Source organism: Labrys sp. HAY1-8F (assembly GCF_056754975.1).
The window spans coordinates 494380-517732 of the sequence record NZ_JBPGWZ010000002.1 but is presented as its reverse complement, the minus strand read 5'-3'; the positions used below and the strand labels follow the sequence as shown (position 1 = coordinate 517732).

At 61.6% G+C, this 23353-nt stretch carries 21 protein-coding genes and 4 pseudogenes; 16 read left to right on the top strand and 9 right to left on the bottom strand.

Translation table 11 applies throughout. The features are described 5' to 3' along the window. Positions 1–403: 403 nt before the first annotated feature. Positions 404–1051: a TetR/AcrR family transcriptional regulator gene (locus ACR9ZN_RS11435; protein ID WP_454814064.1), complete on the bottom strand. Its 648-nt coding sequence runs from the start codon at positions 1049–1051 to the stop codon at positions 404–406. A gap of 277 nt (positions 1052–1328) precedes the next feature. On the opposite strand from ACR9ZN_RS11435, the gene ACR9ZN_RS11430 reads away from it, so the two are divergent. The 3 genes and pseudogenes from ACR9ZN_RS11430 (at position 1329) to ACR9ZN_RS11420 (ending at position 3209) form a co-directional block, all read left to right on the top strand. Then, entirely contained in the window at positions 1329–2222 is an 894-nt protein-coding gene (locus ACR9ZN_RS11430) for an NAD(P)/FAD-dependent oxidoreductase (RefSeq protein WP_481272276.1), read from the top strand. 118 nt (positions 2223–2340) lie between these two features. Then, positions 2341–2653, top strand: a pseudogene (locus ACR9ZN_RS11425) (antibiotic biosynthesis monooxygenase family protein). 82 nt (positions 2654–2735) lie between these two features. Then, positions 2736–3209 (top strand): methyltransferase family protein, encoded by a 474-nt coding sequence (locus ACR9ZN_RS11420; protein ID WP_481272275.1) that lies wholly within the window; start codon positions 2736–2738, stop codon positions 3207–3209. Between the two features lie 439 nt (positions 3210–3648). On the opposite strand, the gene ACR9ZN_RS11415 is transcribed toward ACR9ZN_RS11420, so the two are convergent. After that, on the bottom strand, positions 3649–4254 hold the full coding sequence (locus ACR9ZN_RS11415) for a TetR/AcrR family transcriptional regulator (RefSeq protein ID WP_481272274.1): 606 nt from the start codon (positions 4252–4254) through the stop codon (positions 3649–3651). An 84-nt stretch (positions 4255–4338) separates the two neighbouring features. Here ACR9ZN_RS11415 and ACR9ZN_RS11410 point away from each other — a divergent pair, with 84 nt between their 5' ends. Together ACR9ZN_RS11410 and ACR9ZN_RS11405 are read left to right on the top strand one after the other, a co-directional pair. Beyond that, the gene (locus ACR9ZN_RS11410; RefSeq protein ID WP_481272273.1) at positions 4339–5454 is read left to right on the top strand and encodes an efflux RND transporter periplasmic adaptor subunit; all 1116 of its coding nucleotides are present in this window, start codon (positions 4339–4341) and stop codon (positions 5452–5454) included. Next, positions 5451–8562 (top strand): annotated as a pseudogene (locus ACR9ZN_RS11405) (efflux RND transporter permease subunit). Before ACR9ZN_RS11410 ends, ACR9ZN_RS11405 begins: the two are co-directional and overlap by 4 nt. Before the next feature lie 487 nt (positions 8563–9049). Here the strand turns inward: ACR9ZN_RS11405 and ACR9ZN_RS11400 are convergent. Further along, positions 9050–9142: pseudogene (locus tag ACR9ZN_RS11400) on the bottom strand (NADP oxidoreductase coenzyme); the annotation flags it as partial. Then, a pseudogene (locus ACR9ZN_RS11395) lies at positions 9127–9360 on the bottom strand (SDR family NAD(P)-dependent oxidoreductase); the annotation flags it as partial. The pseudogenes ACR9ZN_RS11400 and ACR9ZN_RS11395, both read right to left, overlap by 16 nt. 263 nt (positions 9361–9623) lie before the next feature. Between ACR9ZN_RS11395 and ACR9ZN_RS11390 the strand changes: the two are divergent. Both ACR9ZN_RS11390 and ACR9ZN_RS11385 read left to right on the top strand, forming a co-directional pair. Next, entirely contained in the window at positions 9624–10520 is an 897-nt protein-coding gene (locus ACR9ZN_RS11390; protein ID WP_481272272.1) for a LysR family transcriptional regulator, read from the top strand. A gap of 139 nt (positions 10521–10659) precedes the next feature. Next, positions 10660–11070, top strand: coding sequence for a RidA family protein (locus tag ACR9ZN_RS11385; RefSeq protein ID WP_481272271.1), 411 nt, complete (start codon positions 10660–10662; stop codon positions 11068–11070). 84 nt (positions 11071–11154) lie between these two features. On the opposite strand, the gene ACR9ZN_RS11380 is transcribed toward ACR9ZN_RS11385, so the two are convergent. Then, a complete protein-coding gene (locus ACR9ZN_RS11380) occupies positions 11155–12036 on the bottom strand; it encodes an AraC family transcriptional regulator (RefSeq protein WP_481274345.1) in 882 nt (293 codons plus the stop codon). 219 nt (positions 12037–12255) lie between these two features. After that, complete coding sequence (locus tag ACR9ZN_RS11375) at positions 12256–13155, bottom strand: AraC family transcriptional regulator (RefSeq protein ID WP_481272270.1); 900 nt, start codon at positions 13153–13155, stop codon at positions 12256–12258. 96 nt (positions 13156–13251) lie between these two features. Between ACR9ZN_RS11375 and ACR9ZN_RS11370 the strand changes: the two genes are divergently transcribed. From ACR9ZN_RS11370 to ACR9ZN_RS11345, 6 genes are all read left to right on the top strand, one after another. Then, positions 13252–14001, top strand: a complete 750-nt coding sequence (locus ACR9ZN_RS11370) for an SDR family oxidoreductase (RefSeq protein WP_481272269.1) — start codon at positions 13252–13254, stop codon at positions 13999–14001. A 183-nt stretch (positions 14002–14184) separates the two neighbouring features. Next, entirely contained in the window at positions 14185–14514 is a 330-nt protein-coding gene (locus tag ACR9ZN_RS11365) for an ArsR/SmtB family transcription factor (protein ID WP_434956570.1), read from the top strand. Then, a complete protein-coding gene (locus tag ACR9ZN_RS11360) occupies positions 14511–14978 on the top strand; it encodes an SRPBCC family protein (RefSeq protein ID WP_434956569.1) in 468 nt (155 codons plus the stop codon). The genes ACR9ZN_RS11365 and ACR9ZN_RS11360 overlap by 4 nt, the downstream gene beginning before the upstream one ends. Before the next feature lie 15 nt (positions 14979–14993). Continuing rightward, positions 14994–15407, top strand: a complete 414-nt coding sequence (locus ACR9ZN_RS11355) for a GFA family protein (RefSeq protein ID WP_454814054.1) — start codon at positions 14994–14996, stop codon at positions 15405–15407. A 211-nt stretch (positions 15408–15618) separates the two neighbouring features. Then, the gene (locus ACR9ZN_RS11350) at positions 15619–16155 is read left to right on the top strand and encodes a 2'-5' RNA ligase family protein (protein WP_481272268.1); all 537 of its coding nucleotides are present in this window, start codon (positions 15619–15621) and stop codon (positions 16153–16155) included. Between the two features lie 19 nt (positions 16156–16174). Beyond that, positions 16175–16774, top strand: coding sequence for a YdeI/OmpD-associated family protein (locus tag ACR9ZN_RS11345; RefSeq protein WP_481272267.1), 600 nt, complete (start codon positions 16175–16177; stop codon positions 16772–16774). Positions 16775–16804: 30 nt separating this feature from the next. Here the strand turns inward: ACR9ZN_RS11345 and ACR9ZN_RS11340 are convergent, their stop codons facing one another. The 3 genes from ACR9ZN_RS11340 to ACR9ZN_RS11330 all read right to left on the bottom strand — a co-directional run bounded on the left by ACR9ZN_RS11340 (position 16805) and on the right by ACR9ZN_RS11330 (position 19912). Beyond that, positions 16805–17587, bottom strand: a complete 783-nt coding sequence (locus ACR9ZN_RS11340; RefSeq protein ID WP_481272266.1) for an APH(3') family aminoglycoside O-phosphotransferase — start codon at positions 17585–17587, stop codon at positions 16805–16807. Between the two features lie 97 nt (positions 17588–17684). Further along, complete coding sequence (locus ACR9ZN_RS11335; RefSeq protein ID WP_454814050.1) at positions 17685–18875, bottom strand: amidohydrolase family protein; 1191 nt, start codon at positions 18873–18875, stop codon at positions 17685–17687. Beyond that, positions 18875–19912, bottom strand: a complete 1038-nt coding sequence (locus tag ACR9ZN_RS11330; protein ID WP_481272265.1) for a questin oxidase family protein — start codon at positions 19910–19912, stop codon at positions 18875–18877. The genes ACR9ZN_RS11335 and ACR9ZN_RS11330 overlap by 1 nt, the downstream gene beginning before the upstream one ends. A 289-nt stretch (positions 19913–20201) precedes the next feature. Here ACR9ZN_RS11330 and ACR9ZN_RS11325 point away from each other — a divergent pair, with 289 nt between their 5' ends. The 3 genes from ACR9ZN_RS11325 (at position 20202) to ACR9ZN_RS11315 (ending at position 23340) form a co-directional block, all read left to right on the top strand. After that, positions 20202–21476 (top strand): ABC transporter substrate-binding protein, encoded by a 1275-nt coding sequence (locus ACR9ZN_RS11325; protein ID WP_434956562.1) that lies wholly within the window; start codon positions 20202–20204, stop codon positions 21474–21476. A 159-nt stretch (positions 21477–21635) separates the two neighbouring features. Next, positions 21636–22523 (top strand): carbohydrate ABC transporter permease, encoded by an 888-nt coding sequence (locus ACR9ZN_RS11320; protein WP_454816773.1) that lies wholly within the window; start codon positions 21636–21638, stop codon positions 22521–22523. Beyond that, the gene (locus tag ACR9ZN_RS11315) at positions 22516–23340 is read left to right on the top strand and encodes a carbohydrate ABC transporter permease (protein WP_434956560.1); all 825 of its coding nucleotides are present in this window, start codon (positions 22516–22518) and stop codon (positions 23338–23340) included. Before ACR9ZN_RS11320 ends, ACR9ZN_RS11315 begins: the two co-directional genes overlap by 8 nt. Positions 23341–23353 lie beyond the last annotated feature (13 nt).

The following is a 23353-nucleotide window of genomic DNA, read 5'->3' as shown; positions in this document are numbered from 1 at the left end:
CAGATCACGCTGACGGTACTTTCCTGCGCGTCAATGCTTTGAAATATATAAGGAAAATTGCCCGGAGCATGACATTTCCGCGCTGACGGCACTTTAGTTGTCGACATTCATAGTTCAGCTTTGGCTGCAATACCGATCGATGTTCCGGACCCGATCGCATGTCGTCGGATGGCACCATCGCATCACCTACCAAATGTTGTCCCGCCTGCTGCCGGATCTGTGATGGAGAGAAGCGTCGACCGCATCCAGGCGGGAGCTTGGACCGGTAGATGCGAGCGTCTTTTTATCGTTGGGAGAAAGATGAGGTGCTGCGATCTGTGCAAGCTCGGCAGCGCGCGCCGGCCCAGCATGACGAAGCGCATGGACGACGCTCCCGGGCAAGCTGCCCGGAGCAATCAAATGCTTATCCTCCCGCGTGGTCGTTGCCACCGTGCGCGGCGATGAACATGGCGACGGCGGACCGGCAATAGGATTCGATTTCGTTGTCGTCCTCTGCTCTCGCCTGATCGAAGCGTGCGATAATCAAGAGATCGGATCCTTTGATAAGCGCGGCAAACAAGCGGGCGGATCGGAGAGGATCGGGCACGTTCAGAACCGCCTTCGCGTGCAACTGACGCAACAGGGCCTCGATTTGGGCGATGACATAGGCGGGGCCGGCTTCGTAATGGAGCTTGCTTAACGACTTTTGCTGCGTCTTGTCGGCCATAATCATGGCTTCGACACTGCGGACGTCCGGGCTCAACAGCGTGCGAAGCAGGGATGTTCCCACTGCCATGAGCTGATCTTCGGCCGAACCGTCGACGCCCTCAATAAGGGCCTGTGGTGCAAACTGATGGCAGTGGGCCGCGATGGCCGCGCTGAACAGCGCCTCCTTGTTCTCGAAGTGCCGATAGATGCTGAGCTTGGATATCCTCGCTCGCTGGGCGACCTTGTCCAATGTCGTCGCTTGAAAACCCAATTCCACAAAGAGTTCGCTCGCGGCGTCGACTATCGTTTGGCCAAGCGCCTCGTTGGCGGGCCGGCCGCGCCGGCCCTGGCTGTTTTCGGTCACAACAATTCCAGTCCTTGACAGTATCCTAATTCATGATTTATGATACCATATAGTATCTAAAAGGTGCAAGCGAATGCATAGGTGTCCTCCAAATCAAGTTTCCCCGGGCCGCCCGGCGATATCGAATGCGGAATCGTCCGGCCGGTCAACACAGTGATGGGCGGCTTTCTCGTCGCTGTCGAAGCTCTCGCTGCCCGTCTCGAGCGCGTATCGCTGGACGCTATTTCGCGCCAGGCCCAGCCCAACTCCCTCCATCCACAACACGGAGCCCATCACCATGGATGACGTCATCATCATCGGCGGCAGCTTTGCCGGTCTCGCCGGCGCCCTGCAGCTCGGCCGTGCCCGCCGCAAGGTCACCGTTCTCGATACCGGCCTGCCGCGCAACCGCTTCGCTGGCCACTCGCATGGCCTGCTCGGCCACGATCACAAGCCACCGCTGGACATCCTGGCCGAGGCGCGGCAGCAGCTGGCGCGTTATCCCACGGTCAGGCTGGTCAATGCCCGGGCCGACAGCGTCTCCGGCGCCATCGACGACTTCTCCGTCCTCACTGGCGGTGGCGAAAGCCTGGGGGGGCGCCGCCTGATCCTGAGCTATGGCGTTGCCGATCAGATGCCTGATGTTCCGGGCTTTGCCGAAAGCTGGGGCACATCCATCGTGCCCTGCCCCTATTGCGATGGCTTTGAAGTCGCCGACCAGCATTGGGGCCTCGTCTGGTCCGGCCCGCCGTCGCACAATTATGTCAGGCTGTACCACGATTGGACCGACACGTTGACGGTCTTCGCCGATGGTCACGACATTGCACCCGATATCCGGGCCGATCTGGCGCGCCGCAACATACCTGTCGTTGATGGCCGGATCACCGAAATCGCCCGTCACGGGGGCCATAATGCCACCGTCAAGGTCGATACCGCTCCCGATGTCGCAGTCGATATCTTGTTCGCGCATCCGCGCAACAAGCCGTCCGCAAGCCTGCATGAATCACTGGGACTCGCCACGGTCAATACGCCCCTCGGCATCGCCCTCAAGGTCGACGAGCGCCGCGAAACCAGCACGCCCGGCATCTACGCCGCCGGCGATCTTGCAAACCCGGCCATGGCGTCGGTCACCACGGCAATATCGCAGGGCGCGACGGCCGGTATCTCTGCCCAGCAGTCGATGCTCGCTTGAGTGCAAGCAGCTTCGATCACCCCAGTTTCAATTTCACAATGGACAGGAGCGCCACCAGGGCCGCCATAAAACATTCAAACCTCTAGACGAGAAGTTTCCGTTTGAGCGCCAACTCGGTATCGCGGCCGCGCCTGTCGCTCATCAGCCTCTTCACGGTCGATCCCGCCGACGAAGCGGGCTTCCTGGACGCTTTCAAGGCGGCTGCCGAGATCATAACGAAGCAACCGGGCTTCATTTCCATGCAACTGCATCGAGCGATCGGCGATAGCCCGACTTACCTGAACTATGTGGTGTGGGAATCCACCAAGACGGTCCACGCCGCCTTCACCCATCCCGAATTCGTCGCGAAACTTCCAACATATCCGTCATCCGTTGTAGCGAGCCCGCACCTGTTCCAGAAGGTCGCCGTCCCCGGCTTTTGCACGGCTTGACTCCGGAAATATGGCAAGGCGCGATGGCGGGTATCTTCGCCAGCAGTCGATGCTGGTTTGAGAGCACTGATTGGAGATGAGCATGGCCGTCGAAGCGGACAGCGCTGGTGGGCGCTTCCCTCCGCCTTTCGTCTATCTGGGAGCGCTGTTGTTGGGGCTGGCGGCGGAGCGGTTCGTCGCCATCCGCTCTTTCGGTATCGACTGGCAGTTGCTGGTCGCGACGGGCGCGCTGCTGTTCGTTGCCGGCGCGGCGATGATGCTTGCGGCGGCGGGGCTGTTTCGGCGGCTGGGCACCAACGTTCCGCCGTCGCAGCCAACGACCCTCATCGCAACGACCGGTCCTTATCGGTGGACCCGCAATCCCATGTATCTCGGCATGGCGCTTAACTATGCCGGCCTTGCAATCGGCTTCGACGGGCCGATCGCCTTCGCCTTGCTCCCGTTGGTGCTTATCGGGATCCAGACGCAGGTTATTGCCCGCGAGGAGCGCTATCTCGAAGCGAAGTTCGGCGACGACTACCGCCGCTACAAGGCCGAGGTTCGCCGATGGCTCTGACTATTCCGCCGCTGCCGACTGCGGGACCGCGAAACCAGCATACCCGGCATAGCCGCGGGCCACCCTGAAGGTTGCGGGCCTGTATCACGACCAACCGCCTGGCTGACTGACCTCTCAGTACACCCCGCGCGGGAGGAGGCGCACATGTCCAAGACCAGAAACACCGAAGCCCGCATCAGCAATTCTCGTCCGACCATTCTTGGAAAAGGCTGACACACATGGAGTTCGAACACGTCACCTTTCACGCTTTGCAGGGTGGTGATCCCGATGGCCAACCGACGATCGTCTTGCACGGCTTCCCGGACCAGCCCGCCCGACCGCGAAGCCCTTCCTTGCCGACCTCGGAGCCCTTCGACTTCGCAGCTGGAAAACAGGAACGGTCAGAGGCAACGCTTCAATGTTGTGCCTGCAGCGCTCGCGCGGGTTGGAGAACCCATCGTCATTGGCGCGGTCCTTGCTGGGCATCGCCTGCAGACGACCCCGTAAGAATGTTCTCGGCGGCTGCTTGCAGGAAACGCTTCGACAGTTCCTCGTCGTTGACGGCCCGCGAGAGGACCATCGCCCCGACCATGGTCGAGAGAATTGCCATGGCCTTGTCGCTGGCTTCCTTGCCGTGAGCCTCGCCAACCCATGGGCCGAGCATTTTAAGGTAATCCTCGATGCCGGCTTCGAACGATGCCTTCACCTCCGTGCCCTGCCTGGCGGCATCCGAGCCGAGCGCAACGACCGGGCAGCCCTCCATCTTTTCCCCGCGATGGTCCATGCTGAGATAGAACGCGATCACCGCAGCAAGCGGGTCTTGCGGATCGGCGGCGGCCGCGGCTGACCATCGGAGAAAGGCACTCTCCAATGCCCGCCTGGACGCTTGGGCAGCCAGGTCGTCCTTCGACGCGAACTGCTTGTAAAACGCGCCCTGTGTCAGCCCGGCGCTCTCCATCAGATCCTTGAGGCCGATGCCGTCAAAGCCGCGTTCTCGAAAGAGGCGGCTGGCAACATCGATCACAGTCTGCCGGTTTTTCTCAGCCTGAGCGCGACTCACACGCATTGCTCATCTCCAAAATTAGATTGCGTTTAACATCTATATTCAATATAGAGTGTGAATGCAATCTAATTTGGCGAGACGACGGGCATGAAAAAGAGACCCGCAATTGTGTTGGCCGGCGCCCTGATCGCAGGGCTGGGGGTGGTGGCATTCGTCACGCATTCACTTCTCGCACAGGAGGCTGCCGTCGGGGGCGACCCGAGACAGGAGGCTCCGATCGTCAGACTGGTGACGGCCACGCGGGTGACTGCTTTTGAACGCGGCTTCACGGGCATCGTCGGGGCCAGGGTGCAGAGCAATCTTGGTTTTCGAGTTCCCGGCAAGATCGTGGAACGGCTGGTGAATGTCGGTCAACGGGTCGAGGCCGGTCGGCCATTGATGCGCATCGACGAAACGGACCTGCGCCTTGCGCTGACGGCGAAGCTCAATGCTGTGGCGGCAGCACGCGCTGTCCTGGCTCAGGCGAGCGCGGACGAGAGGCGCTATGCTGTTCTGGTTAAGGACGGATTGGCGGCAACACCGCAGCGTTATGAGCAGGCGAAGGCGGCGTTCGATACCGCGACGGCACAGCTTGCTGCCGCTGAAGCCGATGCGAGGGGCGCGGAAAATGAGGCGACCTATTCGGTCCTGGCTGCGGACACAGACGGCACCGTGGTCGACACGCTCGGCGAGCCGGGCCAAGTGGTTTCTGCCGGCCAGACCGTGGTTCGGCTTGCCCAACTGGGCCCACGCGAAGCGGTGGTTGCGCTTCCTGAAACGATCCGACCGGCGATCGGCTCGGCCGCCGAGGCCAGCGTGTATGGGAGCGATGAACGTCGCTACATGGCACATCTCCGGCAGCTATCGGATTCCGCCGACGCCCAGACCCGCACTTATGAAGCCCGCTATGTGCTCGACGGCGAGGCCGCGGCAGCACCGCTGGGAGCAACTGTAACCATTCGACTGGTCAATCAGGCGAGCCAGCCTGAGGTGGAGGTGCCACTCGGTGCTGTGCTGGATAATGGTCAGAGCACTGGCGTCTGGGTTCTGAATGGCGCCACCTCGACGGTAGAATTTCAGCCCGTCAAGCTAGTGCGCGTGACCAGCGAAACCGCGGTGATTTCAGGACTGAGGTCAGGGGCACCGGTTGTTTCGCTCGGAGCTCATCTTCTGCAGGAGGGCGCTCGCGTCCGGACTGCTTCTGGAAGCGGGAGCAACCGATGAGCCTCAATCTGTCCGCGCTTGCGGTTCGCGAACGCGCCGTCACCCTATTCTTCATCGTGCTTCTAGCTGCCGCCGGCGTCTATGCTTTCGTCAAGTTGGGGCGGGCGGAGGATCCATCCTTTACTATCAAGACACTGACGGTCACGACCGCATGGCCGGGCGCGACCGCGCGTGAGATGCAGGATCTCGTCGCCGAGCCGCTCGAAAAGCGTATCCAGGAGCTGACGTATTACGACCGGGTCGAGACGACGACACGGCCAGGCTATGCCTTTCTGACGGTCACGCTGAAGGACAGCACGCCACCCTCCGCGGTTGAGGAAGAGTTCTACCAGGCCCGCAAGAAGCTCGGAGACGAAGCGCGGAATCTGCCGCCTGGAGTTCCTCGGCCCATTCGTCAACGATGAATATTCCGATGTGAGCTTCGGCCTCTACGCGCTAAAGGCCAAGGGCATGCCGATGCGCGAGCTTGTGCGGCAGGCCGAGGTGATCCGACAGGATCTTCTGCATGTGCCCGGCGTCAAGAAGATCAATATCCTCGGCGAGCGCCCCGAACAGATCTTCGTCGAGTTCTCCTACGCCAAGCTCGCCACCCTTGGCGTATCGGCGCAGGACATCGCCTCTGCCTTGCAGCGGCAGAACACTGTCACGCCGGCGGGCTCGATCGATACACGTGGCCCGCAGGTCTTCATCCGGTTCGATGGCGCCTATGACAGCGTCCAGGCGATCGCCGATACCCCGATCGTCGCTGGCGGACGCACGTTGAAGCTCTCCGACATCGCAGATGTGCGGCGCGGTTATGAAGATCCTGCGACTTACATCATCCGCCATGAGGGTGAGCCCACCGTCATGCTCGGGGCGGTGATGCAGCAGGGGTGGAACGGCTTGGAGCTCGGCAAAGCCCTGGATGAGAGATCGGCGGCCATCGCACAGACACTGCCTCTCGGAATGACGCTCGCCAAGGTCAGCGACCAGGCGGTGAACATCGAAGAAGCGGTTGGCGAGTTTATGCTGAAATTCGTGATGGCGCTCGGCGTCGTGCTGTTCGTCAGTCTGGTCGCACTCGGCTGGCGGGTCGGTATCGTCGTGGCCCTGGCCGTCCCGCTGACGCTTGCCGTCGTGTTCCTCATTATGCTGGAAACAGGCCGGTTCTTCGACCGCATCACGCTCGGTGCGCTCATTCTGGCGCTCGGCCTTCTCGTCGACGACGCTATTATCGCCATTGAGGTGATGGTGGTGAAGATGGAAGAGGGCATGGACCGCATCAAGGCGGCCGCCTATGCCTGGAGCCATACGGCAGCACCGATGCTCTCGGGCACGCTCGTGACAATCATCGGGCTGATGCCGGTTGGCTTTGCCAGTTCGAGCGCCGGCGAGTACGCGGGTAACATCTTCTGGGTCGTCGGTTTCGCGCTGATCGTTTCCTGGATCGTGGCGGTGATCTTCACCCCTTACCTCGGCGTCAAGTTGCTACCTGTGATCAAGCCAGTCGAGGGTGGCCATCACGCCATCTACGACACGCCGAATTACCGGCGCCTACGCGGCGTGATCAAATTCACCGTGCGCCACAAGTTCGTAACCTGCGCCGTCGTTGGCGTCGCCATGGTTCTCTCTGTCGTTGGAATGGGAGCGGTGAAACAGCAGTTCTTCCCGACGTCGGATCGTCCCGAGGTGCTGGTGGAAGTGCGCATGCCGGAAGGCACGAGTATCGAGGCAACGACGGCCGCGGTCGAAAAGCTCGAAGGCTGGCTGAAGGACGAGCCCGAGGCGAAGATCGTCACGAGCTACATCGGGCAGGGTGCTCCGCGCTTCTTCTTTGCCATGGCGCCGGAATTGCCGGACCCCGCCTTCGCCAAGATCGTTGTTCTAACCCCCGATGCGGCGGCGCGTGAGACGTTGAAGCAGCGCCTCCGCGTTGCGGTTGCACAAGGGCTGGCGCCCGAAGCCTTTGTTCGCGTCACACAGCTCGTATTCGGTCCCTACACGGCATTTCCCGTCGAATTCCGCATTACGGGACCGGATCCTGCACACTTATATCAGATTTCCGAGAAAGCCCTCAACATCATGCGGGGCGTCGCGGACGTGCGGCAGGCAAACCGCGACTGGGGCAATCGTACGCCTGTGCTTCGCTTTATCCCTGACCAGGATCGGCTTAACCTGATTGGCCTTTCGCCGGCCGAGGCAGCCCAGCAGATGCAGTTGCTTCTGACGGGTATTCCGGTCACGCAGGTTCGAGAGGACATTCGCAACGTGCCGGTGGTGGCGCGCAGCGCCGGCGAAAATCGCCTTGATCCGGCACGGCTGGCTGATTTTTCGCTGATGAGCCGGGATGGCCGACAGGTTCCGCTCGATCAGATTGGCCATTCCGAAATCCGGTTTGAGGAACCGATCCTGAAACGCCGCGATCGAACACCGGTCATCACGATCCGGTCCGACATCAACGAGGCGACGCAGCCCCCGGAGGTCTCACAACAGGTCATGAAGGCACTTCAGCCTCTGATCGCTTCGCTTCCGGTGGGTTATCGCATCGAGATGGGCGGAAATATCGAGGAGTCGCTCAAAGCCAATGTCGCGCTTGTCAAGATATTCCCAGCTATGATCGCTGCCATGTTGATCGTGATTATCTTGCAGGTTCGCAGCCTCTCGACGATGACCATGGTCATGTTGACGGCACCACTCGGTCTTGCTGGCGTGGTTCCGACGTTGCTTATGTTCAATCAGCCCTTCGGGTTCAATGCTATCCTCGGACTGATAGGACTGGCCGGAATCCTGATGCGTAACACCTTGATCCTGACTGAGCAGATCAAGGAGAATCAAGCGGCCGGGCTTGACGATTATCATGCCGTCATCGAGGCGACGGTCCAGCGGACGCGCCCCGTGATTCTGACCGCACTGGCTGCTGTTCTTGCGTTCATTCCACTTACACACTCAGTGTTCTGGGGATCAATGGCCTATACGCTGATCGGCGGCACGGCGGCCGGCACCGTGTTAATCCTGCTGTTCCTTCCAGCGCTCTATGCCGCGTGGTTCCGGATCAGGCCGCCTGCGGATGAAGTCCATGAGGGTTCGAAGGAGGAACCGGAACGGCAAGCATCAATGGCCGCCGAGTAGGCTCTGTCGTCGGAGGAGACGGGTCGCAGATGAAGAGGTTGAGGGCGGTGCCACCTTTGTCGCGAAACACTCTTCCGTCACGATGGAAGTTTGCGTGCGGATCAGGAGTATGACCTCGCTTCCGTCGGCGTCTGCGAACGCTATCAGCGCGCTCCCGTAATATGAATCCTACCTGCTGCGGGTAGAGAATGATCGCCGCATTGAGCTTGACTACTGGCAGCCTCTCTGGCGGATCGCCAGCATATTACTCAGGTGAACTTTTCGATCGTGTCCCTTAGAGCAATAGGTCGACGGATCAAGATTGCTGGGCGATCAAACAATCGAGTGGGAATGATGGGGCGTACTGCGGAGTAGTATCGGATAGCAGAGGACGTCAGGCCCACTCCGATCTTGGCGACTTTGTGGCCTTCAAATATCCGGTCGCGCGCTGCTCGAAGAAGTTTGCGCGCGACCGGTTCTCGGCACCGATCACACGGTCATAGATCGATTACCGCTCCGTCTTGAACAAACCCTGGAATATGAGCTGGCCCCAACTGCGGCCGCGTGCGTGCACCAGCGCGCCACCCGCTCGGCCTTCACCGCCGCGTAGAACCGGTCGAGATCGGCCAGATCGGAGACCGAGCCCTTCACAGCTCGAGCATTGGACCCGAGGTCGGCCACGGCGGCGTCGAGCGCTTCCTGCCGGCGGCCGAAGATGAAGACGAAGGCGCCCTCTTCGATGAAGCGTTTCGCTGCGGCGCTGCCGATGCCGGTGGCGCCACCGGTGATCACGGCGGTCTTTCCATTCAATCTGTTCATGTGATGCACCCTTTGGTCGTTCGGGGACGCCCCCGAGAACCGCAGCATGGGTCCGTCGCAGTCAGGCGTTGAGTGCGGAAGCGTGCACATCGGTGGTGCAAAAACGATCCGGTTGGACGGCTGACGCCAGCCGCGACGATCGGTGTCGCCCGTTCAGAATTTGGCTGCGCTCGTCGACATAAGCTATGATGACCGCCCGTACTGCTGTATGGCGCATGAGATACGGGCTTTGGAAGGCGCACCGCCCGGTGCCGGATTGCACCATGATCGACTGGGATGACATTCGCTACTTTCTTGCCGTGGCGCGCGGAGGCTCGGTGCGCGCTGCCGCCGAGAGCACCGGGGTGTATCACTCGACCGTGCTGCGACGCATCGCACAGCTCGAGGAACGCCTCGGGGCACAGATGTTTGAAAAGTTGCCTTCGGGCTACCGCCTGACGGCTGCGGGCGAGGAGGTCCTCGAGCTCGCGAATCAGATGGAAGCGTCGTCGCACCAGCTGGAGACGCGCGTCTTCGGTCGCGACCAGAGCGTGCGCGGCCTTCTGCGGGTGACACTGGCACCGACCCTCGCGACACACCTGCTCATGCCGGACTTCGCCGAGTTCGCGCGTCTGCATCCGGACATCGAGATGGATATCTTGTCGTCCGGCGAGCTGGCAAATCTGGCCAACCGAGAGGCCGACGTGGCGATCCGCGTCGTCTACGACCGTAAAACCCTGCCGCTCAATCTTCACGGCCTGAAGGGACCGGAGCTATTCGGCGCCGTCTACATGTCCCGGGATCGACTAACCGCGTGGCGTGCGGGTGCGGCTGATCCCATCCGGTGGATCGTCATAAGCAGTCATGGCATTCCGGATTGGGCCGGCGAGGGTGAGGTTCGTACCACAGGTGTTCCATTCAGGACCACGGACGGCGAGGCGCAGATCGTTGCTGTACGGCAAGGGCTCGGGATCACGACACTGCCGTGCTTCGTCGGAGATGCCGACTCCTTGCTGGTGAGGGTGCCGGGTTCCGACCTGCACATGTACGGAACGCTCTGGCTTCTCACACAGGGCGAGACACGCAAGACGAAGCGCGTGCGGCTCTTCACCGAGTTCGTATCCCGCAGGCTCGCCTCGTACGCGCCGCTTCTCGCGGGGCTGTCCCTATCGCGCGACTGACGCCCACTCGCCAGAGGCATATCGATGTAAAATGCTCGATATCCGACGGGAGTTCGCCGACGCGTTACCATCGGCCCATGCGCCAGCACGCGGTGATCTCCAATGTCGATTTCAGTCGAACGAAGCAGGAGATTATTGAATGGCACTCGAACTCATCAACCCGGATGATCTGCCAGTTCCAGAAATGTACACGCAGGTTGTCATCGCGACGGGATCCAGGCTAGTATTCATCTCAGGTCAGCAGCCCGAAGACATACACGGCAAGCTCGTTGGTCATGGCGATTTCGCGGCGCAGGCGCGCCTGGCATTCGGCAATCTCGGCCGAGCGCTCACGGCAGCGGGTGCTCGGCCCGAGCACGTCTGCAAGATCACAATCTACATTGTCGATTATAACCGCGATGAACACGTTCCGATCATCGAAGAAGTTCAGATTTCGTTGTTTGGAGATCACAATCCAGCGAATGTGGTGGTCGGGGTAGCGATAATGTCTCCAGGTTACCTCATAGAGGTTGACGCGATCGCGGTCATTGACGAGGTCGTTAGAAACTAGGCGCCGCGGAAAATCTTCGCTGCTCATTGGACAACGACCTATCGACCTCCAGCCATTGGAATGGACAGGCCGCCGTCAGAGAGCCTATTTCAGCGGCAGAAAAAGTTCCGCCACCACCTCATGCTCCGGTACCTCCGGGAAGAAGTTCAAGCGCTGGCAATAGATCGGAAAGTCGCGTGCTTCCTCGCCGCTGGCCGGAAGCCAGTCGCGATAGAGGTAGAATGCGGCGGGCTCCAGATTGTCGGTGTTGCCGACCACGCGCAACACCGCGCAGCGCCCGCCGGGGATCTCGCCTGCCTTGATTGCCTCGCCATGCGCCGCGATCGGTTGGCCGGTCCCGGCGCATAGGTCCACGCTGTAATCGGCAGGCGAGGCGGGACGCCGCTCGGAACGCCAGACAGTGAAGGTCGGACTTGTCTTAGGATGCAGGCCGGTGGCCTTTCGCCACGTGATGAAGCGCTGGATGGTGGCGCCGAGCGTCGCCGGGTCACCCCGATGCTCCATGATTGCCACCGGGGTCGGTGGCACATCGCGGATCGTCACGTCGTCGTGGCTAAAGGTCTTCTGCATGAACTTGCTCCTGGCATTGTCGAAAGGCCCGAAGGCCGCAAGCCACGGCTCCCAGTCGGGAGACTTCCTGAACGAGGAAGGCGATTGCCCGAACCGTTGCCGAAAGGCGCGGGCGAAAGCCTCCGGTGCATCGTATCCGGCATCCATCGCGATCTCCGTGACGCGTTCGTCGTCTCTGTAGGCCAGCCGGTATGAGGCGCGCTTCATGCGGGCAAGCTGAACATAGCGATGCACGGATAACCCGAAGGTCGCCGTAAACTGCCGGTGGAAATGAAACTTCGAGAAGGCTGCGGCACCGCTCAGAACGTCAAGATCGAGATCGTCACCGAGGTGCTGGTCGATATAGTCCAACACTCGCTGCATCCGCCCTTGATAGTTCCGAAGCGTTGCGGTCATTTCGTCCTGGTCTCCGTGGCAGCCCAAACTAGATCCCCCAGGCAACCCAGCGCTCGACCGATCTTGCGGTTTGGGGGATCCGCCGAAAACTTCCAACGACCGCTTGCCGGCGGACTGATTCAGGAATGAATGGGCGTAATGACTGCACCCCGCGCCTTGGCGCATCGCCGCGTGCTTTTATCCGTCCCGTCTCATCGGGCATTAGCGGATGTGGTTCTGTTAGGCCATGTCGCGCGCGAACTTGCCTGGAGGGCAACCGAGGCGTTTGCGAAAAGCGGTGCTGAAGGCGCTGGCTGATTCATAGCCAATTTCATCGGCGATCCGATCCAGGGACTTCGCCCCATGCGTGAGAGCGTCTTTCGCGATCGCCATGCGCCAACGCGCCAGATATTCGATTGGCCCACATCCCAAGACCTCCCCGAACCGTGCCGCGAAACCTGACCGCGACATGCCGGCCGTCCTGGCAAGATCGGCAACCGTCCAGTTCGCGCGAACATCGGCATGCATCGCTTGCAGCGCCCGGGCGAGTGCCGGGTCCTGCATGCCGCCGAGAAGACCCGCAGGCATCGCCCGGTTGCCGATGCTACGCCAGCGAAGGGCTTCGACCAGCAGTGCCTCGAGCATACGATGGACAATCAGTTCCTTGCCCGGATAGTCGGTAGCGCATTCTTCAGCGAGCAGATCGATCAGGCGCCCGAAGCGTGTCGCTCGTCCCTCGGAAGCCGGGATGTGGATGAGGCCGGGCAACAGAGCCAGCAGGAGCGGTGCATTCACCCGAGCGAATGCGAAGCTGCCGCCGAGGGCGATCAGGTCCGGAGTGCCTTCCCGTTCGCCATGCCGGACCGCTTCGTTTCGCGGTTCCACCGGGACGCATTCGAGACCCGGCTCGCTGGACAAGGAGAATGCGGGCGTCGTCGGAAGGAGCACGAAATCGCCCTGTGCAAGCCGGAGCGGCTTTTCGCCGTCGAGGCTCAGCCAGGCTTGCCCCTCCAAGATGATCGTGAACCCGGGCGCGTCATGCGCTCGATAGCGTACGCCCCAGCGTCCGCGCGCCGTGATCGGCTTCGCGACTGCGGCAGTCGGCCGGAGCAAACCGATGATATCGCTGAGAGGATCCATTCTGGACGATTCATAATATATACTGGGTTATGAATTATATATCGTCCAATCGTGCCTGTCTATCTTGGGAACATCAAGCTCAAGGAGACAGACAATATGGGCAAGACGATCCTCATCACCGGCACGTCCTCGGGTTACGGCAAGGCGACCGCCGAGTATTTCCTTCAGAATGGCTGGCATGTCGTCGCCGCGATGCGACGCCCCGACCCGAATGTGCTTGGCGGCGTAGCCGGCCGGCTGCGAGTGCTGCCGCTGGACGTCACGAACGAAGAGAGCATAGCTGCACTGATCGACGCTGCGGGCCCGATCGATGCGCTTGTGAACAATGCAGGCGTGGGCGGTGTGGGCGCCTTCGAAGCCATGCCGATGTCGTTGATCCGTCAGCTCGTCGAGACCAATACGATCGGCGTCATGGCCATGTGCCGCGCGATAATCCCACAAATGCGGACACGTCGTGCCGGCACGATCGTCAACGTGACGTCGAGCGTAACGCTTGGGGAGTTCCCACTCGCTGCCGCCTACACCGCATCCAAGCAGGCGGTCGAGGGGTTCTCCGGCTCGCTCGCTCATGAGCTTGGTTACTTCGGAGTGCAGGTGAAGCTCGTCGAGCCGGGTTATGCGCCAACCACCCGGTTCGGCGCCAATGCCATCGTGCCGGTCGAGGAGCTGCTCCCGGGAGACTATGCCGAGTTTGCGCGGCCGATTCTTGACGCCTTCGTGAGGCCGGCAATGACCACGCGAGAAAGCGATGTCGCCCAGGCTGTGTGGGCTGCCGTCCATGACGCTTCCGGCCAGCTCCGCTTCCCCGCGGGGCCCGATGCCGTAGCTCTGGCACAAGCACGCTGACATGGCTCCGTCCCGGGCTCACCGGCCGGGACGGGCAATCGCCTTCCTCGTCGATATCACCTGCTCCGACGCGTTGAGCCCTTAAGGAGGCCAGCCCGCTTTCCGCGACGCTCGCATGTTGGTTTCTCAGACATCTAAAACATTAGTATTGACTAATTAATTAGTAGTTGCTAATTGATTCTCATGACTGAGACAGTTGCCATCGATGCCGTCATGCGCGCCCTTGCAGACCCCACCAGGCGGGCCGTGTTCGAGCGCATCGCCGGATCCGGCGAGATCACGGTAGCCGAGCTGACGCAGGGCAGCGGCGTGACCCAGGGTGCGATTTCCCAGCACCTCAAGGCGCTGAAACTGGCCGGCCTCGTCGCCGAACGGCCGGAAGGGCGCAAAGTCTACTATCGCGCGGAACCCGGCGGCCTCGAACCGCTGGCTGATTGGATGAGCCATTACAGCCTGTTCTGGCGCCAGCGCTTCGCCAATCTCAGAACTCTCTTGAAGGAGATCGATCCATGAATGATCTGGCCTTGAAGCCGCACACGCAGGAGATCGTCGTCGACGAGGTCTTCCCGCATGCACCCGAAACCATCTGGAAAGCGTTGACCTCGGGCGATCTGATCGCGCGCTGGATGATGGCGCCGGCCGATTTCGCAGCGATTGAAGGGCAGCGTTTCACCTTCACCACCGCGCCGGCCGGCGAATGGGACGGCGTCATCCACTGTCAGGTGCTCGACGTGCAACCGAATGAGCGGCTCGCCTATGCCTGGAGGGGCGGGCATGACAGCAATCCCGGCTATGGCTCCCGCCTCGACACGGTGGTGACCTGGACGCTGAGCGAGGCAGAAGGCGGTACGCGGGTGCGCCTCGTCCATGCCGGCTTCGTCACGCCGAAAAACGATACGGCCTACAAGAATATGAGCGATGGCTGGAAGAAGGTGCTGCGCAATCTCGGCACCGTCGTGGCCGGCAGCAAGGATTGAGGCGAGGAGGACGAGATGAGCAAGGCCTATACCGGCGGATGCGCCTGCGGGGCTGTCCGCTACGAGATCACGGCCGAACCGGTGTTCAGCAATGATTGCCAGTGCCGCGACTGCCAGCGCGAGAGCGGCACGGGCCATCAGTCCCACCTGACCTTCCCGCGGGAAGGCGTGACGCTTACCGGGGCGGGGCGGCCCTGGGACATGGTGGCCGACAGCGGCGACAGGAAGACCCGCTATTTCTGCCCTATCTGCGGATCGCCGGTCTATCTGACCTTCTCGGCCATGCCGCAATTTTTCGCGGTGCGTGCCGCGAGCCTCGATGAACCGAGCCGATACAAACCGCAGGTGGTGACCTATACCGGCGTCGGTTATGCGTGGGACTATCTCGATCCGGCTCTGCCGAAATTTGAGGGGATGCCGCCCAGGTGAGGAAGCTGGTCGATCGCTGCGCTGCGGTGATCGGCCACTATCCCGACGACGAGAACAATACCGAGTGAACGGGACGTCATTGACTGATGTTCTCTTTTTGTTCTAGGCTTGCGGTACCAAGTGAGAACGCGAGGTCACCATGCAATTGGCGTTCGACTTCTATGGCCAACTCCCCCGCGGGCCGGAACGTGGCGAGAGAATATTCTTTGCCGTGTTTCCCGATGCGGAAGATGCCGGTGCGATCGAACGATTCAGGCGCAGCTTTCTCGAAGCGACCCCTGTTCGCGGTAACATGTTGCGGACGGACCGTTTCCATGTCTCGCTTCACCATGTCGGCGACTTCAAGCGCCTGAGATCACCACGTATCTATGCAGCGGAACTGGCGGGCGATCTCGTCGGTCTACCTGCCTTCGATATCACGCTTTATGCAATCAAGAGTTTTGGTGCGATCCCGAAGCCGGGCAGGGCAATCCGTTATCCGCTCGTCCTGCTTGGCAGGGGGGCGGGACTATCGAAACTCCATGAAACACTGGGCGCGGCCATGACGAAGTTTGGCATGCGCGCCTTTCCCGATTTTACGCCTCATCTCACCCTGTCCTATGGTGAACGACCAATCGTGGAGCAACAGATCGAGCCGATCCATCTTCGGATCACGAGTTTTTGCCTGATCCACAGCAGGTTGTCGAAGACGGAATATCGGATCATCAAGCGCTGGCCCCTGATCGAATCCAGGCCGCTCCTGCATTGATTCATCTCGAGGAACCCTGATGCCGCCCGTCACCGTCGATCCCGCCAAGGTCCGTGAATTCGTCGATGACGCGAGCTTCTATGCCTGGCTCCGCGACCACCACGACAGCCAAAGCGAAGTTTGGATCAAGATCCACAAGGTGGGCTCGGGTCTCGCCTCGATCACCCCCAAGCAGGCGATCGACGTCGTGCTCTGCTGGGGTTGGATCGACGCGGTGCGCAAGGGGCTCGATGAGCGCAGCTTCCTGCAGCGCTACACGCCGCGCGGGCGCAAGAGCATCTGGAGCCGGATCAATGTCGACAATGTCGCCCGGCTGATCGCCGAAGGTCGCATGACCGTACACGGGCTGAAACAGGTCGAGGCCGCCAAGGCGGATGGCCGCTGGGACCGGGCCTATAAGAGCGGCAAGGATCTCAAAATTCCCCAGGATCTCCAGGCTGCGATCGAGGCCGAGCCGGAAGCGCTGAAGATGCTGGGTGCGCTCAGCGCACAAAACCGTTTCGCACTGGCCTTTCGCATGCACAATGTGAAGACCGAGGCAGGGCGGAGGAAGAAGATCGAGGCCTTCGTCGCCATGCTCAAGCGCGGCGAGACGATCTATCCGCAATCGAGGAAATGAGGCAGCAGCCTCCTCGTACACTGCGCCGGCTCAGAAGAACTCGTCGAGCAGCAGATAGAAGGCCATGCGGTCCGGATCCGGCGTGATGCCGTAGCGGGCGAAGAAGCGCTCGACCAGAACCTCGCCAAAATGATCGCGAATGCTGCGCGTCGCCAGCGCCAGGTCCTGGTGGCGGTCGGCAAGGCCGGCCCGGGCGCAGTCGATGAAACCGGAGAAGGCGCCACGGTACGCCAGCAGGTTTTCCAACGTCGCGTCACCATGCGTGACGACGAGGTCTTCCTGAAGCGGCCGCAGGGGCGGCAGTTCGGCGAAGACATCGGCCGCAGTCTGGCCCGCACGCTCGTCGTCGAAGTCCTCCTCGTCAACGAGGCCAGCCTTGACCCGCGCTTCGGCGAGGGCGATGCGGCTGTTGGCGCAGTGGTCGAACGGACAATCGGCAATATCGAGGGCGTGCAGGTGCCGCAGGGCATCGGCGGCGATATCGACCGCCTGCTCTGGGGTGAGATCGGTTCGAGATGACAGGACGGCGCCGGGAATGGCGCTCATCAGCAGCCAGTGCCGCCCACCATGCCGGGCCTCCGCCAGGGGCTTTGGGCAGAGTATGCCGCGTGCGCTCAGCCATTCCAGGCGCGGCCCCTCATCCGGCAATTCGCCGAGGGATGAGGGCTCCTCGGTCTTGACGAACAGATCCGGCTTGCCCGGCGCTTCGAGGCGAAAGACGCTGGCGTCGGAGGCTCCCGCCGACTGGGTCTTCCAGCCATAGCCCTTGAGATCGCCGCGCCAGTCGGCGGGTATATCCAATGCCGGTTTCATCGGCGCGATCGTCCTGTTCCCATGCGATGGCCGTCTGGCCGACTCTCGTCACTCTGGCCCGATTCCCTGGACGGAAAGATGGCGACTGGATGAGTGCTCAGGCGGGCAGAACCTCGGAAACGATGCCGTTTTCGGCAACGACCACGCCACCCCGCAGCACCAGCTTGCGGCGTGGGCGATTGATCACGGCTTCCTCTACGCTCGGCGTGTCGATGACGACGAGATCGGCCGGTGCGCCCGGTGCCAGGCCATAGCCCGCAATGCCGAGCGCCCTGGCCGGTTCTATGGTGGCGAGGTCGAGGGCCAGGCGCAAATCGTCATTGGCATAGAATTCCTGCCTGGCAGCGACGATGGCGGCACGATCGAGCATGTCGCCATTGCCGAAGGGGGACCAGCAGTCACGAATATTGTCGGAAGCGGCGAAAAGGGTGACGCCGTGGCTGCGCAGTGCTTTCACCGGCGGCACCGGCACGGCGGCCGGGCTCGAGGTCATGATCGCCACGCCGGCGCGCGCCAGGGCGTCTGCCGTTCTGACGAAGCTCTCGGGAGACTGATCGCCAAGGGAAAAGGCATGGCTCACCACCACGCGCCCCTGCAGGCCGAGAGCTTCGGTACGCCTGGCGATGTCGCGCAGCTCGGCGCCGCCGGTTTCGCCACCGTCATGCAGGTGGATGTCGACAGCCTTGCCATGCTTTTCAGCGAGAGCGAAGACGATGTCGAGCTGGCCCGGGACGTCATGGTCGAAACCCTCGGGATCGAGCCCACCGATCAGGTCCGCACCGGCGGCGAGGGCAGCATCGAGCAGGTCGGGGGCGCCGGGCTCGCTCACGACGCCGCTCTGGGGAAAGGCGACGATCTCGATGTCGACCCAAGGTCTCCAGCGTTCCCGAACGGCGAGTAACGCCTCCAGATTGGCGAGCTTCACGTCATTGTCGATGTCGACATGGCTGCGCACCCTTGTGGTGCCGTTGGCGACGAGGCGGCGCAGGAGATTGGTGGCGCGGGCTTCGACGGGCAGAGGCACGGCATGACGGGCGACACGCTCGGCGGCGATGCGCTCACGCACGCTTTCCCCCGGCACATGGGGGACTAACGGCGCCCCCATATGGGTTTTGTCGAGATGGATATGGCCGTCGATGAAGGCCGGAAGCAGCAAGGCACCGGCGAGATCGCGCCGATCCGGGTCGGCAGCCGGGAGGCCAGGCGCGGCGATCGAGGCAATCAGGCCGTCGGCGATATGAACATCTGCCCGGCGTCCGTCGGGCAGTGTGGCATTGGCAAGCAGCATCAGATGAGTCCGAGACGTTTGGCGGCAACGTAGTTGTAGAGCGGATCGCGATAAAGCTTGAACTCCTCGGAGGCCGAGAAGCTGAGGCTGAGATCGTGCTCGTCGTCATGCTTGACGGCCTCGGCGAAGATCTCCGGCCAGTCCGGCACCTTCTGCCGACGCCATTCTTCCACTTGTTCGGCAGCCGGAATGTCGGGAAAGCCGATCTTGGGAATAAGCGAGGCGATGGCCTGCCAGAAGCGGCGCATCGGCACGGCCGGATCGGGCGAGCGGGGCGCCATCATGCGCAACCAATGGGTGCCGGTTAGGGCGTGCAGGAGAGAAAAGTCGCCGGTCGCAGCGAAGAGCGCGAGCGACAGGCGGGCGAAGCGGTCCATGGTGTCGGGACCGATGGCCAGCATGTCGTGTACTTGGGCGAATTCGGGCTTGGCGGCGACCGCTCGCATAGTGTGCCAGAGCAGGTCGCATTCGGTGACGATATGGCGGAAGGAGGCAGGCCCATACATATAGGCCAGCACGTCGAGCGGATCGCCGGTTGTACCGGCTTCGCCCCGGCCTGTGCCGAGGTCGAGATAGGTAGCTGCCCAGTAGGCCAGCGCGATGGCGGTCTCCTCGTCATTGTCTGTCCAGGTCGCATAGGCCATGCGCATGAAGGCATGCATGGCACTGGCGGCAAAGCCGTCGAACAGGAGCGGCAGATAGAGCCGGGCCGCCGGCGTAGCGCCGAGCCGCCTGACTTCCACCTGGAAGAAGGTGCGATAATCGCCCTCCCTTTCGCGATCGCCGAGAGCGTCTCGCCAGTTTTCCCGGGTGATCGTCTCCTTGGCAACGGGCACCGGCACGAGGCCGTTCTGCACGCGATAGATCTCGCAGAACTCTTCCAGCCGCCGGTCATTGGCGCCCATCCGCTGCATCGCCACCAGGATCATAGGCAGGTGGTTGGCGAGCATATACGGAAACTCGGCGCTCCATTGCTGCGACCAGCCGATGCAGCGCATGAGCGTATCGCTTGTCCCGGCTGCTTGTGGTTCCGACATCGAATCCTCCCCAATCCGAACATGCTTGCTTTGCCGACGAGGCCGGCTGTCCGTTCCCTGATGCTTGCGGGGGAATCTACCTTGTCCTTGCCGACCAGAAAAGCACCATGCGCAACAAACCAAACAAAATTATGAAAGATTTTGTCCGAAGTTGCGAGAAGTGGTGATTGTCCTTTTGCTAGGTTGTAAAAAAATGTTTGAGTGTGGTCGAATTTCTCACATTCTGATTGCGCGCAGAAAATGCAATGATAGCCTCCCGGTTGCGAGGGTGTAACGGAGGGGACCCACGATGAACATGACGGCAAAATGCCGCTCTCTTTTGCTGGCGGGATTTCTAGTGTTTGCGGGCGCGGCGCAGGCCCAGGAGCGCTTCGACGGCGTCACGCTCAGCCTGGCATCGCAGAACGACCAGTTTGCGGTGATACTGGCTGCAATGGCGCCGGATTTCGAGAAGGCGACCGGCGCCAAGGTCAATGTCGAGATCCTGAGCTATCCAGAACTCTTGACCAAGATCACGGCCGATTACGTTGGCCACACCAAGGGCTACGACATCGCCACCACCGACATCGTCTGGTCGGGGCAGTTCGCAGAAGCCGGCTACACCGTCGACCTGACCGAATGGATCAAGCGCGATGCCGCCGAGATCAAGGTCGACGACATCTATCCCAGCCTGATGAAGGGGCTCGGCGGCTACAAGGGCAAGCAGGTTGCCTTTCCTTTCGCCGGCTATGCCAATGTGCTGGCCTATCGCAAAGACCTCTACGAGGCTGCCGGCCTGAAGCCGCCGGCGACGATGGAAGACTACATCGCCGACGCGATCAAACTGACCGATCCGGCCAAGAAGACCTTCGGTTTCGTGGCCAATGGCCAGAAAGGACCGGCGGTGGCGCAGGACTGGATGCAGTACAACTTCCAGCTCGGCGGTTCGATCCTTGGCCCCGACGGCAAGCCGGCGCTCAATTCGGCGGCGAATATCCAGAGCGTCGTCGACTACAAGAAGCTGTTCGACAAGGCGGCTCCTCCCGGCGCGGCCGACTATGACTGGGGAGCGCGCGAGGAGAGCTTCCGCCAGGGCATGGCCGCCAATATGCAGACATGGTCGATCGGCGCCGCCGGCTATGACAACCCGGAAATCTCCAAGGTTGTCGGCAAGGTCGGCATCATGCTGACGCCGGCCCGCGCAGGCAAGGAGCCGGAATACGGCATCGGAGGCTGGGGGCTCGGCATCAATGCCGATATCGACAAGCGCAAGCAGGAGGCGGCCTGGGCCTTCATCAAGTGGATCACCAGTCCGGCGGTGCACAAGGAGTTCAATCTGCGCGGTGCCGGCAGCTATCTGCGCAAGAGCGAGATGACGGACAAGGACCTTCTGGCGAAGTTCCCGTTCCTGCCCGTATTGGCTACCTCCTTCGAGCATGGCAATGTCGATTTCCGGCCGCGTATTCCGCAGTATCCGGAATTGCAGGATCTGATCGGCTCCGCCGTCAATGGCGTGCTGGTCGGCAATGCCGATCCCAAGGCGGCCTTGGACGATGCCCAGGCCCAGGCTGAAAAGCTGTTCTGAGCCTGCAGGTCGCCAAAGCAAGGTTGCGCTGTCCCCCATGGCTGCGCGACCATGCCGGCGCCTGTCTTCTCGCCGACGATTCCGGAGAGCTTGAACTTGGAAAGTCCCTCATCGAGCCTCGCCGGAAGCACTCGCTCGGCTAAAGCGGGGCCTCGCCGCCTGTCCTATGCGCGCAAACGCCAGCTTTTCCTGATCCTGCTGGCGGCTCCCGCCATATTTTATGTTCTAGCCATTGCGGTCTGGCCGATGGCGCAGGGAATTCTGTACTCCTTCGAGGAATATAGCCTGGTCCGCCCGGCGGGCCGCCATTTCGTCGGCTTGGATAATTACGTCGCCCTATGGAGCGACAAGACCGCACGCCAGGCGCTGATCAACACCTTCATCTTCACCATTGGCGCTGTCACCCTCGAGTTTGTCTTCGGCCTCGGCATCGCCTTGCTGCTCTGGCGCGACGATCTGTTCAATCGGATCGCGCTTGGCCTGCTGCTGATCCCGGCAACTGTCACGCCACTGGTCGTTGGCCTTATCTTCAAGGCCATGCTCAACGCCGACTATGGCGTGCTCGGCTATTTCCTGGCCGAGGCCGGTATTTCGGGCCCACGGGGCCTGCTTGCCGATCCGACTTTTGCTTTGCCGACCCTGATCGCCGTCGACGTCTGGGAATGGACGCCGCTGATGGCGCTGATCCTGCTGGCGGGGCTCAAATCCCTGCCGACGGATATCCTTGAGGCGGCGCGGGTCGACGGCGCCACCAGCGCGCAGCGTTTCATCCTGATCATCCTGCCGCTCCTGCTGCCGGCAGCCTTCCTGGCGCTCGTCCTCAGGATGATGGATGCCTTCCGTGTCTTCGACATCATCTATGTCAGCACCAGCGGCGGGCCGGGCGATGCCACCACCACGCTGATGATCCACGGCGTCAAGCAGGGGCTGGAATTCTTCAATATCGGCAGGGCTTCGGCCGTGAGCAATCTGATCACCGTGTGTATCGGTGTGATGGCGGCCCTGTTCATCTTCGTGGTCAGGCCGGCGAGGAACCGCAATGCTTAGGACCGCCGCCGACAGGGGATTGTGGGCACGGCGCGCTGCCCTGATCGTCATCCTCGCCATCGCGCTCTTTCCGATCCTGTGGCTGTTCTCCACGGCCTACAAGCCTGCGAGGGACATCTTCACCACGCCGCCGCAGCTCTTCTTTGAACCGACCTTCGCGAATTTCGAGAATGTATTCCGGCTTTTCGACCTGTGGTCCCTGGTGAAATCGAGCCTGATTATCTCGATCGGCTCGACCTTGTTATCGCTGCTGCTCGGCGTTCCCGCCGGCTACGCCCTGGCCCGCTCCAAGAATCCGAAGGCCGTGTGGCTCGCCTATTTCTTCCTGGCCATCCGCACCGTGCCGCCGGTGGCAACCTTGATCCCCTTCTATCTGATGATGCGCGACATCGGCCTGCTCGGCACCTGGTGGGCGGTGATCCTGCTCAACACGGCCCTGAACAGCGCCTTCGTGGTGTGGATGATGTTCTCCTATTTCCGCGCCTCACCAGTGTCGATCGAGGAGGCCGCCCTGACCGACGGCAGCAATGACTGGAACACCTTCCTGTTCACGGCCCTGCCGTCCGTGGTGCCCGGCATCATCGCCAGCGCCATCTTCTGCATCATGTTCTCCTGGAACGACTTTCTCTATTCGATGTTCCTGACGCGGGCCGACAGCAAGCCCATCTCGGTGGCGCTGCTCTCGGCCTATGGCACCAAGGACATTTCCTGGGGCACGCTCGGCGCACTGGCCCATTTTTCCACCCTTCCCATCGTCTTGATGATGATCCTGCTCAATCGCTATTTCGTGCAGGGCCTGACCAAGTCGGCCCATTAGTCGAAGGTTCCGC

What these genes read in the sequence shown, in the direction of transcription:
- ACR9ZN_RS11390 (WP_481272272.1), top strand. Translation starts at nt 9,624, where the DNA reads ATGATCGACTGGGATGACATTCGCTACTTTCTTGCCGTGGCGCGCGGA.
- ACR9ZN_RS11370 (WP_481272269.1), top strand. Translation starts at nt 13,252, where the DNA reads ATGGGCAAGACGATCCTCATCACCGGCACGTCCTCGGGTTACGGCAAG.
- ACR9ZN_RS11345 (WP_481272267.1), top strand. Translation starts at nt 16,175, where the DNA reads ATGCCGCCCGTCACCGTCGATCCCGCCAAGGTCCGTGAATTCGTCGAT.
- ACR9ZN_RS11360 (WP_434956569.1), top strand. Translation starts at nt 14,511, where the DNA reads ATGAATGATCTGGCCTTGAAGCCGCACACGCAGGAGATCGTCGTCGAC.
- ACR9ZN_RS11415 (WP_481272274.1), bottom strand. Translation starts at nt 4,254, where the DNA reads ATGCGTGTGAGTCGCGCTCAGGCTGAGAAAAACCGGCAGACTGTGATC.
- ACR9ZN_RS11355 (WP_454814054.1), top strand. Translation starts at nt 14,994, where the DNA reads ATGAGCAAGGCCTATACCGGCGGATGCGCCTGCGGGGCTGTCCGCTAC.
- ACR9ZN_RS11315 (WP_434956560.1), top strand. Translation starts at nt 22,516, where the DNA reads ATGCTTAGGACCGCCGCCGACAGGGGATTGTGGGCACGGCGCGCTGCC.
- ACR9ZN_RS11340 (WP_481272266.1), bottom strand. Translation starts at nt 17,587, where the DNA reads ATGAAACCGGCATTGGATATACCCGCCGACTGGCGCGGCGATCTCAAG.
- ACR9ZN_RS11375 (WP_481272270.1), bottom strand. Translation starts at nt 13,155, where the DNA reads ATGGATCCTCTCAGCGATATCATCGGTTTGCTCCGGCCGACTGCCGCA.
- ACR9ZN_RS11330 (WP_481272265.1), bottom strand. Translation starts at nt 19,912, where the DNA reads ATGTCGGAACCACAAGCAGCCGGGACAAGCGATACGCTCATGCGCTGC.
- ACR9ZN_RS11430 (WP_481272276.1), top strand. Translation starts at nt 1,329, where the DNA reads ATGGATGACGTCATCATCATCGGCGGCAGCTTTGCCGGTCTCGCCGGC.
- ACR9ZN_RS11410 (WP_481272273.1), top strand. Translation starts at nt 4,339, where the DNA reads ATGAAAAAGAGACCCGCAATTGTGTTGGCCGGCGCCCTGATCGCAGGG.
- ACR9ZN_RS11325 (WP_434956562.1), top strand. Translation starts at nt 20,202, where the DNA reads ATGAACATGACGGCAAAATGCCGCTCTCTTTTGCTGGCGGGATTTCTA.
- ACR9ZN_RS11385 (WP_481272271.1), top strand. Translation starts at nt 10,660, where the DNA reads ATGGCACTCGAACTCATCAACCCGGATGATCTGCCAGTTCCAGAAATG.
- ACR9ZN_RS11365 (WP_434956570.1), top strand. Translation starts at nt 14,185, where the DNA reads ATGACTGAGACAGTTGCCATCGATGCCGTCATGCGCGCCCTTGCAGAC.
- ACR9ZN_RS11420 (WP_481272275.1), top strand. Translation starts at nt 2,736, where the DNA reads ATGGCCGTCGAAGCGGACAGCGCTGGTGGGCGCTTCCCTCCGCCTTTC.
- ACR9ZN_RS11380 (WP_481274345.1), bottom strand. Translation starts at nt 12,036, where the DNA reads ATGACCGCAACGCTTCGGAACTATCAAGGGCGGATGCAGCGAGTGTTG.
- ACR9ZN_RS11335 (WP_454814050.1), bottom strand. Translation starts at nt 18,875, where the DNA reads ATGCTGCTTGCCAATGCCACACTGCCCGACGGACGCCGGGCAGATGTT.